Origin of the sequence: Pseudoalteromonas sp. S1650 (assembly GCF_005887195.1) — a bacterium.
GTDB lineage: Bacteria > Pseudomonadota > Gammaproteobacteria > Enterobacterales > Alteromonadaceae > Pseudoalteromonas > Pseudoalteromonas simplex.
The window spans coordinates 68,979-79,324 of sequence record NZ_PNDF01000020.1 but is presented as its reverse complement, the minus strand read 5'-3'; the positions used below and the strand labels follow the sequence as shown (position 1 = coordinate 79,324).

The window sequence follows — 10,346 nt, the reverse complement described above, 5'->3', positions numbered from 1 at the left end:
AGTTTCGTATTTTGCTTTTTTTCATTGTAGCCAGTTAGCAAGTTAGCAAGTTAGCAAGTTAGCAAGTTAGCAAGTTAGCAAGTTAGCAAGTTAGCAAGTTAGCAACTCTAGACTGCCTACCACTTGTGTCAAGCCGTTGTTTTTAAAATCTGACTTCTAACGACTGATAGCTGATAGTTAAATATTAAAACCAAAAAAGCCAAGCGTTTCGCAACGGTTGGCTTTTTCAGATTTAGTTTTAAGTCTAGCCGCTTAGGCTAGTGCTCTGTAATTAGCTCAGGTTCATTTCCTGAATGATTTCGTGGGCAATTTCCGGTGTTGTACTGACCGGCTTTTCGTGTAGTTTGGCTTTCATTTGCCCTTTACGATGTTTCAGTGATGCATCGAGTTTTTTTGCAGCACCTGCGATAGCTGGGTACATCACATCATCTTCAGCTTTTACTGATAAACGTGCGCCTTCATAGGTTGTACTAATCTCAGCCTGATACTTATTATGTTCTTTTGAAAGAATAATATCGAGTGATATTAATGATGGAAAATGGCTAGCAATTTTCGAGAACTTCTCGTTGATATGAGCTCTAACAGCCTCAGTAACGTCAACATGATGACCAGAAATATTAATCTTCATAGGGTATCCTTTTTTCTTGTTACCTCACAGTTAGTATTGGGGGCGAATTGAATTAACACAAGCGAAAATTGCAGATAATTAGTAATTGATTGTAACCACAGATGATTTAGATCATGCGTTGCGGATAAAATATGCAAAAGCCCGCATCACACGGGCTTTTCAGAAAGGTTAACAACTGTTCATTAACTATACGAACAACAGTAGTCAGCAAACTCGCTGACCTTTACTAGAAAGGTAACATTTGCATCAACCGTAAAAGACTCTCCAGCTTGCATCGTTTGCCATTCGCTCTCACCGGGTAATAGCACTTGCCAACTGCCACCGTTAAGCTCCATCAACTCTTTTTTACTCGTAGCAAACTCAAACTCACCCGGTTGCATAAAGCCTAACGTCTTCGTGCTGCCATCAGCAAATACCACAGTACGGCTAGACACTTTACCGTCAAAATACACATTGGCTTTTTTCAGCACACTTACATTATCAAACTGAGACATCCTCACTCCTGTTGTTTTGTTATTAAGTTACAGACAGTGCCAGTTGTCTGTTTAGCATTCAAGGGGAGCTGGGTGAGAAATAATCAAGTCGGGCTAGCTGTAAGCTGTCAGTTTTAAGCCGAAGGAGCAATTGTGGTAGGTCGTGCTTTAGCGCTATAAGAGGTTAAAGGATCAAAAAACAATTTAATTCTGTTTTTGTCAAATATAGTAACTAAAGCATAACCCCACTGATGTGACACAGGCACCTAGCACTGACGCACCTGCAAATGTTATACAGTTATCTGCCATGTAACTAACCACGCCACCATGAACAAAACCATTATTTTGCTTTAGCTCTTCTTTAATTTCTAAACGTAACTCAGTATAACCAGCTTCGAACTTTTCAAGCTCCGCACCTAATAAATTGCTAAATTATTGCTGAGCCAATATTTCCTTTCCAGTTTTTAATGTAACTTGCAATTGTTTACTCCTTTATTTGAACCTTAAAAACCTAATACTCAAAAAACAGTCGAAAACCCTTTGCTCATAAGAAGCTAGTAATGTTGGTTGTGCTTTAGCGGGTAAAGAGTTAAATAAATCATTAAGTTATCGATAGACAATGATAGCGCCACCAATAAGCGGCTAAAAATAGTTGGCTAGAATTTGTTATTCACGAATAAAGCCAACCATTTTTTTGTCCTCTGTTACAACTTTGCTAGCATTTTACTCAGGAGGAAAAAAGCTCCAAATATCAAGACCAAGTATATTTTTACACCACTCTTCAAAAGTATAGGTCTTTTCTTTTATAGTAAATTTTAGTGCCATTGGATAGGTTCTTATTTTCTCTTCATTAAGCAAGTCTACAAACTCAATATAGAAATCATCATCGAGGTCAGTATAAATATTAAGTTCATCAAATTCCCTCCTTACACAAGTTTCTATCAGGCAGCCTTTGTCTGTTACTACGCAAACATCTATTAAAGATGTAAGTTTGCACGTCCCTTTCCACTGAAGTTTAGCTGACCTTCTATGGCACTCTTGAGTAAATGAGTACTTTGTTTTTCCTGTAATTTTAAAAAACCAATTATCAATTACTTGTAGACACCCATCAATCTCATATTCACGCATCAATAACTCAAAAATTCTATCTTGTTTTAACTCTTTGCAATACCCTACGAAGAATAAGTCTCCTTTCTCATTTGCCAAAAGCTCTGACATTTTAGCTTCACGCTTTATACAATGCTGGACACCATTTTGGTTACATACTTCTATGAAATTGATTGAGTGATCTAAGTTACACACCGAAAATAACCTTTTAGTGAAAGAGGTATAGTCATGTGGAAACATGTACTTTTTTTTCTTTTTCCAAAACATTCTATAATTACCTTTTGAAGTGCAACATCTTATAGTGAGTTAATCACACATATTTCTGCTAACTTAACGCTCATTTTTCTACATTATTATAGTTTTAACAAATCATCTAACACATTACTATTATTAAGTTTTTCTTCTTAAAGAAAAATAAACAAGGCTGTTTGAATACCATAAAATCGGGAGTGAAATACCAATAAAATCGGGGCTGAAGAACCAAAAAAATCGGAGCTAAAGCTCCCTCCTACGATTTTATTTGGCACTGTGCTTTAAATAATTTTGATCTGACAGCTGAAAGCTTATGGCTGACAGTTCAGGAGACGTGCTAAAGCACGACCTACAACGACAGCGCGCGAAACAAGTTTCATGCCTACAAGCTCTTACCAACAAAAAAGCCCGCGCTGTGCTATACAGGGCGGGCTTTAAAATTTTAGCGGCTTAAGCTTAGAACAAGGCGTTTGCTTTGTTTACGATGTTTTCAACAGTGAAACCAAAGTGCTTGAATAGCTCGCCTGCAGGTGCTGACTCACCGAATGTCGTCATGCCGACTACTGCACCATTTAGACCTACGTATTTGTACCAGTAGTCTGCGATGCCCGCTTCGATTGCTACACGGCGTGTAACGCTTGCTGGTAGTACGCTTTCTTTATACGCAGCGTCTTGCTCATCAAATAAATCAGTTGAAGGCATAGATACCACACGTACTTTTTTACCTTGTGAACGAAGTTCTGCAGCGGCATCTTGTGCAAGCTGTACTTCAGAACCTGTTGCAATAAGGATAAGCTCTGGCTCACCGTCACAGCTAAGTACGTAACCACCTTTTTTCACATCGGCTAACTGTTGTGCAGTACGCGCTTGTTGCTCAAGGCCTTGACGAGTGAAAATGAGTGACGTTGGGCCATCTTTACGCTCAATAGCTTGTTGCCATGCAATCGCTGACTCAACTTGGTCACATGGACGCCAGTTCACTAGGTTAGGCGTTAAACGCATGCTTGCGATCTGCTCTACCGGTTGGTGCGTTGGACCATCTTCACCTAGACCAATTGAGTCGTGCGTGTATACGAAGATGCTTGGCTGCTTCATTAATGCCGCCATACGTACTGCGTTACGTGCGTATTCCATGAACATTAAGAATGTAGCACCGTAAGGAATAAAGCCTTTATGTAGTGCAATACCATTCATAATCGCTGACATACCAAATTCACGTACACCGTAGAAAATGTAGTTACCGCTAGCATCGTTAGCTTCTAGGCCTTTTGAGCCATCCCAAAGTGTTAAGTTAGAACCAGCAAGGTCAGCAGAGCCACCCATGAATTCTGGTAGTAACGGACCAAACGCGTTTAATGCATTTTGTGATGCTTTACGTGTTGCAGGGTTTGCAGGATTTGCTTGTAGCTCTTCGATGTAAGCTTGTGACTTTTCAGCCCAATCTGCCGGTAGCTCACCGTTTGTACGGCGCTTAAACTCAACAGCAAGTTCAGGGTATGCACTTTCATAAGCTGCAAATTTTTCGTCCCAGCTTGCTTCTAGTTGCTTACCTTTTTCTTTGCCATCCCACTCGCTATAGATATCAGCTGGGATTTCGAATGCATCGCCAGTCCAACCAAGGAACTCACGAGATGCTTTAATTTCGTCTTCACCTAGTGGTGCACCGTGACAATCATGGCTACCTGATTTATTAGGTGAACCATAACCAATCACTGTTTTACAACAGATTAATGATGGCTTATCAGTAATGCTACGCGCTTCTTCGATAGCGGCGCGAATTGCATCAGGGTTATGACCATCAACATCGCTAACTACGTGCCAGCCGTATGCTTTGAAGCGCGCTGGTGTGTCATCGCTGAACCAATCTTCTACTTCACCATCAATTGAGATGCCGTTGTCATCCCAAAACGCAACTAGTTTACCTAGGCCTAATGTACCGGCTAATGAACAGGCTTCGTGTGAAATACCTTCCATTAAGCAGCCATCACCCATGAATGCATACGTGAAGTGATCAACAATATCGTGGCCTTCACGGTTAAACTGTGCAGCTAGCGCTTTTTCGGCAATTGCCATGCCCACTGCATTTGTGATCCCTTGACCTAATGGACCCGTAGTAGTCTCAATACCTGGTGCATATCCATACTCTGGGTGACCCGGTGTTTTTGAGTGCATTTGACGGAAGTTTTTAATTTCCTCTAGTGGTAAGTCATAGCCACTTAAGTGCAGTAGAGAATAGATCAGCATTGAACCGTGGCCATTCGAAAGAATAAATCGATCTCGGTCTGCCCACTCTGGATTCGTTGGATTGTGCTTTAGATAATCGCGCCATAGTACTTCTGCGATATCTGCCATGCCCATAGGGGCGCCAGGGTGACCAGATTTGGCCTGTTGTACTGCGTCCATTGATAAGACGCGAATAGCATTTGCAAGTTCTTTGCGTGATGGCATGAATTCTCCTACCTTTATGTATTTGCGCTGGTTGTTTATGAAGCCCCATTCTTACTTATTGTAAGGGTACAGTGCAATTAAAAATCCGCATTAAATGCACCATTTATGGGCGTTTGTTAAGAACAATACGTTATTACTAATTTTAAATGGACGTCTAGGCGTAAAATTACTATGCAAACATATTTGTTTTAGATAAAATACGCCCCTTAATTTTTTAGCGCTATTACCGACGTTTGTGAAGCGCAATATTTGTGAGCAGAAATACAATGGCAAAACATTTATTTACTTCTGAATCTGTTTCTGAAGGTCATCCGGATAAAATCGCGGACCAAATCTCTGACGCGGTTCTAGATGCTATCTTAGAGCAAGATTCTCATGCCCGTGTTGCATGTGAGACTTACGTTAAAACTGGCATGGTGATGGTTGGTGGTGAAATCACAACTAGCGCTTGGGTTGATATCGAAGAAATCACACGTAAAACAGTACGTGAAATCGGTTACACGCACTCAGACATGGGTTTCGATGCTGACTCTTGTGCAATCCTAAACACTATCGGTAAACAATCTCCAGACATCAACCAAGGTGTTGACCGTGCTCGCCCTGAAGAGCAAGGCGCTGGTGACCAAGGTCTAATGTTCGGTTACGCATGTAATGAAACTGACGTTTTAATGCCTGCACCAATCACTTATTCGCACCGTCTAGTTCAGCGCCAAGCTGAAGTTCGTAAAAGCGGTGAGCTTAACTGGTTACGCCCAGATGCAAAATCTCAAGTAACGTTTGCATACGAAAATGGCAAGCCTGTTGGTATTGATGCAGTTGTTCTTTCAACTCAACACTGTGATTCAATCTCACAAAACGACTTAGTTGAAGCGGTAATGGAAACGATCATTAAGCCGGTTCTTCCTGCTGAGCTAATCTCAAGCGCAACTAAGTTCTTCATCAACCCAACTGGCCGTTTCGTTATCGGTGGCCCAATGGGTGACTGTGGTCTTACAGGTCGTAAAATCATCGTTGATACATACGGTGGTATGGCTCGTCACGGTGGTGGTGCTTTCTCAGGTAAAGATCCATCAAAAGTTGACCGTTCAGCTGCATATGCTGCTCGTTACGTTGCTAAAAACGTGGTTGCTGCAGGCCTTGCTGACAAATGTGAGCTACAAGTTTCTTACGCTATCGGTGTTGCAGAGCCAACATCTATCAGCATCGAGACATTTGGTACAGGTAAATTAGAAGAAGCGCGTCTAATCGAATTAGTACGTGAGCACTTCGACCTACGCCCTTACGGCTTAATCCAAATGCTTGATCTTGAGCGTCCTATCTATCAACCGACTGCGGCTTATGGTCACTTCGGTCGTGATGAGTTCCCTTGGGAGCGTACAGACAAAGCAGACGCACTTCGCGCAGCTGCTGGCCTGTAATAGGTTAGATAAAATGAAAAAAGCGCCTTTTGGCGCTTTTTTTTATGAACACGAACCTAACTGACTTATTAAGTTATCTCGCGAGAACTGATTATTGGTTAATTGCTCTGTCAGTGCTTGTAGCGTTTTATAAACGCTCTTTAGCGATACCTTATTGCTCAACCAATGCGGGATTGAGCCACCCGGATCAGCATAGGCCTGATGGCTTACCAATAAATTACTTTGCTGCTCTTCTAAACGCCAATAAGCCCTGAGCTCTTTAATACGCACAACCCCAGAGACTTCTGCTTTAGCGTATGGCTGACTGATAATTTTTAGCTCTGTTTTATGTTCACCTAAGGCATGATAACAAGAGTAACTCACCAAATCGCGATCTAACACCGGCCAAGGCGAGTTAAAGTGAGTGTAAACAAGGGTTTCTGAGGGGCTTAAGCGCTCCATTAAAGTCACGCTTTTAACATTTTCGAGCCAATTGGGCGCGTTGTCGGTATCACTTAACAGCGCCATAAAGTCACTGGCCTTAGCATTTTTTACCAGCACAGAAGCATTAATTTCTATAATGCCAGTTTCGTGCTTTTTATAGCTAACCTTTATATCGTCTTGCTGTTTGTAGGTTTGCCATTCAATAGGGTTAGCCACTGCCGAGAGACTCAAACATGCTAACCCTACCCATAGGCACAAGCGCATTTATTTAAAACCAATAAGGGTCTGTATTAAATGACGCGTGGCGACTTTGCTCCATTGCACTGACCAAAAACTCTGACTTTTGATCAAGCCATGATTGAATTTTTGTTAGCTCTAAGTCGTCTTGCCCTGCACATAACTGCTTTAAGTACTCAAGGGTGCTTAACTCATAAATACCATGAGAGATATCAACCCACGGCATACGAAACTCGTTTCGATCTTCTTTATCGAACAAAGCGCCTAAGCAGTTGCCGCTGAGTAATGAGTTTTCAAGGCGGGTGCGCAGTGCCAAATAGTCTTTATCTGTAAACACTTGCTGCTCAGGAATAAGTTCGTGCATATCGTGCCAATCTTTAGCAAATAAACGCTTAGCAATATCGGCAACAGGTTTTTCAGCAGCTTGAAACTCAGTTTGCCCCCATGACTTACGCCATTGTTTTTCAATCAACCAGGTTGTTAATTGTAATAATAAGCGATTGTATCGGGTGCTATGGAAAAGTTTTTCGATATCTTCAATGCTTGGCTGCAACTCTTTTAAGTCATTAATAACTTGAGTGAGCTCAGGCGCACTGTTGATTTTTTTGTAGTACGCGTGGCGCTTAGATGTGTAGGTTTTTAGCTGAATAGCATTTTCAACCCATGCTAATTCGCTTAATAACCACTTTAATTCTGTACGTAATGAGTCGGTATCGTCTTTACTAACAATATCGTCAAACAGCCAAAATGTATGGCGAATTAAACGAATACCGTCGGTGACACGCTTAAGGGTTTTTAAGCTTGGTTTTATGAAGTAGCAGGCTTCATGTTTTTGTACAAAGCGAATCGCGTAGTTAATGCTTTCTACTAAGGCTTGTTCTTGGGTTGCACCACGTTTTAGTGGCACAAAGCCAATTGATTTGCTTGCTTTTAATGGTTTGTCATCTGCAAGACGATAACCTCGAGCAGCTTTAGAATAAAGCCCTAAGCGAACATGGCTTTCACTTACCAGTTTATCTGCCAAAGCAAACAACTCATTGCGACTACCTTCAATCAGTTCGATTTCAAGTTCAGAGATTGGCTCAACTTGGCCCGATGCAGCCACTTCACCTTTATCTAATACCACTTCAATTTTTGCGCCATTTTCGGTTTCGAGTAACCAAGTACGGCGTATAAAGTTAGTGCTAAAAATTGGGTATAGGTTTTCTGCGATGGCAGGCACTTGCATACCATGCGGCCAAATAGCAGCATCAAATGCAAGTAAATCAGGGCGATTACCTGACAGTGGCAAATTGTATTCAGGGCGCTGATGTAAGCCGCCCACCACTTCGCCAGCAAGCTTGATGGTTTGCTCACACTCACCATCACAACAGCGAGTACGAAGGCCAATATCTAAAGCGCGTAATTCTCGGCTTGGCGTATCGTAATAAGCATTTTGTAAATTGCGTGACGGTTTATTGGTAACGGTTTTTGCAAATTGGGTAATTAATGCGGGGATCAGTGGAACAACGGCATCTGACACCAAAAACTTCAGTTCTATCTCAGTATCCATTCGCTTTGCGGAGTACATTTAAAATAAATAAGTGATCAAAATAAACAAAGCAGACTGTTAATGCAAATTTTTTCCTGTTTTTTGCGGTTAAGCCCACGCACGGATTACAATATCAGCCTTGCTATTAATAGTTGAAATCCCTACTATCTCTATACATAAAGAAATTATAAATTTAGCCACTTCTAGGCAAGATCACATTAACAAGGTAGATTGATGTTAAAACAGTGTATTTTTGGGTTGCTCCTTGCGGCCACCTCTTTTATTAGCTACGCAGAAGAAGCACCAAGCAGCGACAGCCAAAACACCGCCTACATAGTCGATAACCTGTACACCTTTATGCACTCAGGTCCAAGCAAAAACTACCGCATTTTAGGTTCAGTCGATGCAGGTACACAAATAGTGTTATTGTCGGGTGAAGATAATGGCTACTTTAAAATTCGTGATGATAAAGATCGTGAAGGTTGGGTAGAGTCAAAATTTGTTACTGAAAACGCAGGTATTCAACAACAGTTTCAAGCGCTGAATAACGACATGACGGTAATGCAAGAACAGCTTCGTCAAGCTGAAATTGAACTACCACAACTACAAGAGCAGAACAAATCACTAACAGAGCAAAACCTAGCGCTTAGCAAGCAAATTGAAGCACTTAAAAGTACCATTGAGTCTGAGCGTAACGCTAAGCAAACAGCCAGTGCCAAAGAGAAACGTCAGTTATTAACTTATGGCGGCGCAATTGCGTTCATCGGCTTACTACTTGGTATTATCCTAACCGTGGTGTTATCTCGTCGTAAACGTTACGACGGCTGGGCATAAACCTCCTCCTCATTTTGACAAAAATAAACCCTGCATTTTGCAGGGTTTATTTTTTAAACTTATCCACTTTTTACTCAAGAGCATTTTTGTCTAAGAGTATTAAACACTTCTTGCTTTAACACTAAAAACCCCTCTTTGTAACCTAAGATAAGCAATAACAATATCAAGCCTCCAGGCAATAGCACTGCAATAAGCAGAGGGCCTAAGATAAAGCTATAAAAGCAAATACCAGGTACGAATAATACATAACCAATTAAGCGTTTTAATTTATTCATAGTGCAACCATCCATTTAATTGAGCGCGCTCATTTTAATATTGAGCACGCTCAATTTACAACACCTTTGATTGAGTTTTTTTTAATTTCTGGTTAAATAGCATAAAAATTGGAGTGTTCAGTGACCAAAAAAGAGCAAACAAAACAACAGATACTTACAGCCTCATGGCAGCTTTTTTCAGAGCTCGGCTACCACCAGACCAGCACACGAGATATTGCAAGAGCAGCTAATGTCGCCAATGGCACAGTATTTAGTCACTTTGCGACTAAAGTTGAGATTCTTAAATACAGTTTTGAGAGTGAACTAGAAGATATTCTAAGCCGCGCTAAACACTCAGATTCGAGTACTACAGCGACAGATAGAATGTACCATTACGCTTGTTTTCTTTATGAGTTTTACCTTGCAAAAAAGGAGTTTAGCCGAGAGTTATTTAAAGAAATTATGTGGCAACAGAACGAGCTTGAACCGCAGCTTAAAGCATTCAAAAAGCGCCTGATCAATGACAATGAAGCAACCGCTTTAGATGCAGATATCATTATTGACATTTATTTTATGACGCTCATGGAAGGGCTTAATCAGGAAGACAGTTCTGTCGATTCGATGCTGGCAACACTCAAAGCAAAACTATCAAAAATTAATATCAATTAGGTTAGTTGTATAAACTGTAGCGCCGTTCGTTCAGTGCGACAGAAAGATAGGAAACCACTCGGTTTCCTTACG

At 41.1% G+C, this 10,346-nt stretch carries 10 protein-coding genes; 3 read left to right on the top strand and 7 right to left on the bottom strand.

Going from position 1 to position 10,346, the window contains the following annotated elements; genetic code table 11:
- Positions 1–271: 271 nt before the first annotated feature.
- From hpf to tkt, 4 genes are all read right to left on the bottom strand, one after another.
- On the bottom strand, positions 272–628 hold the full coding sequence (gene hpf, locus CWB80_RS06630; RefSeq protein ID WP_054551132.1) for a ribosome hibernation-promoting factor, HPF/YfiA family: 357 nt from the start codon (positions 626–628) through the stop codon (positions 272–274).
- Positions 629–810: 182 nt separating this feature from the next.
- Positions 811–1,122 carry a pyrimidine/purine nucleoside phosphorylase gene (gene ppnP, locus CWB80_RS06625; protein ID WP_054551131.1) on the bottom strand — a complete coding sequence of 104 codons (312 nt, stop codon included), beginning with the start codon at positions 1,120–1,122 and terminating at the stop codon, positions 811–813.
- Positions 1,123–1,824: 702 nt separating this feature from the next.
- A complete protein-coding gene (locus CWB80_RS06615) occupies positions 1,825–2,475 on the bottom strand; it encodes a hypothetical protein (RefSeq protein WP_138599688.1) in 651 nt (216 codons plus the stop codon).
- A 441-nt stretch (positions 2,476–2,916) separates the two neighbouring features.
- A complete protein-coding gene (gene tkt / locus CWB80_RS06610) occupies positions 2,917–4,908 on the bottom strand; it encodes a transketolase (RefSeq protein ID WP_138599687.1) in 1,992 nt (663 codons plus the stop codon).
- Between the two features lie 266 nt (positions 4,909–5,174).
- Between tkt and metK the strand changes: the two genes are divergently transcribed.
- Entirely contained in the window at positions 5,175–6,326 is a 1,152-nt protein-coding gene (gene metK, locus CWB80_RS06605; RefSeq protein WP_054551125.1) for a methionine adenosyltransferase, read from the top strand.
- Between the two features lie 42 nt (positions 6,327–6,368).
- Here the strand turns inward: metK and CWB80_RS06600 are convergent, their stop codons facing one another.
- Positions 6,369–6,980 carry an START domain-containing protein gene (locus tag CWB80_RS06600; RefSeq protein ID WP_171041494.1) on the bottom strand — a complete coding sequence of 204 codons (612 nt, stop codon included), beginning with the start codon at positions 6,978–6,980 and terminating at the stop codon, positions 6,369–6,371.
- Positions 6,981–7,017: 37 nt separating this feature from the next.
- Positions 7,018–8,538, bottom strand: a complete 1,521-nt coding sequence (locus CWB80_RS06595; RefSeq protein ID WP_054551123.1) for a CYTH and CHAD domain-containing protein — start codon at positions 8,536–8,538, stop codon at positions 7,018–7,020.
- A 213-nt stretch (positions 8,539–8,751) separates the two neighbouring features.
- On the opposite strand from CWB80_RS06595, the gene CWB80_RS06590 reads away from it, so the two are divergent.
- Positions 8,752–9,351, top strand: coding sequence for a TIGR04211 family SH3 domain-containing protein (locus CWB80_RS06590; protein WP_054551122.1), 600 nt, complete (start codon positions 8,752–8,754; stop codon positions 9,349–9,351).
- A gap of 74 nt (positions 9,352–9,425) precedes the next feature.
- Here the strand turns inward: CWB80_RS06590 and CWB80_RS06585 are convergent, their stop codons facing one another.
- Entirely contained in the window at positions 9,426–9,626 is a 201-nt protein-coding gene (locus CWB80_RS06585) for a hypothetical protein (RefSeq protein WP_054551121.1), read from the bottom strand.
- Between the two features lie 120 nt (positions 9,627–9,746).
- Here CWB80_RS06585 and CWB80_RS06580 point away from each other — a divergent pair, with 120 nt between their 5' ends.
- Positions 9,747–10,274: a TetR/AcrR family transcriptional regulator gene (locus CWB80_RS06580; RefSeq protein ID WP_054551120.1), complete on the top strand. Its 528-nt coding sequence runs from the start codon at positions 9,747–9,749 to the stop codon at positions 10,272–10,274.
- Positions 10,275–10,346 lie beyond the last annotated feature (72 nt).

What these genes read in the sequence shown, in the direction of transcription:
- ppnP (WP_054551131.1), bottom strand. Translation starts at nt 1,122, where the DNA reads ATGTCTCAGTTTGATAATGTAAGTGTGCTGAAAAAAGCCAATGTGTAT.
- tkt (WP_138599687.1), bottom strand. Translation starts at nt 4,908, where the DNA reads ATGCCATCACGCAAAGAACTTGCAAATGCTATTCGCGTCTTATCAATG.
- hpf (WP_054551132.1), bottom strand. Translation starts at nt 628, where the DNA reads ATGAAGATTAATATTTCTGGTCATCATGTTGACGTTACTGAGGCTGTT.
- CWB80_RS06585 (WP_054551121.1), bottom strand. Translation starts at nt 9,626, where the DNA reads ATGAATAAATTAAAACGCTTAATTGGTTATGTATTATTCGTACCTGGT.
- CWB80_RS06615 (WP_138599688.1), bottom strand. Translation starts at nt 2,475, where the DNA reads ATGTTTTGGAAAAAGAAAAAAAAGTACATGTTTCCACATGACTATACC.
- CWB80_RS06595 (WP_054551123.1), bottom strand. Translation starts at nt 8,538, where the DNA reads ATGGATACTGAGATAGAACTGAAGTTTTTGGTGTCAGATGCCGTTGTT.
- metK (WP_054551125.1), top strand. Translation starts at nt 5,175, where the DNA reads ATGGCAAAACATTTATTTACTTCTGAATCTGTTTCTGAAGGTCATCCG.
- CWB80_RS06590 (WP_054551122.1), top strand. Translation starts at nt 8,752, where the DNA reads ATGTTAAAACAGTGTATTTTTGGGTTGCTCCTTGCGGCCACCTCTTTT.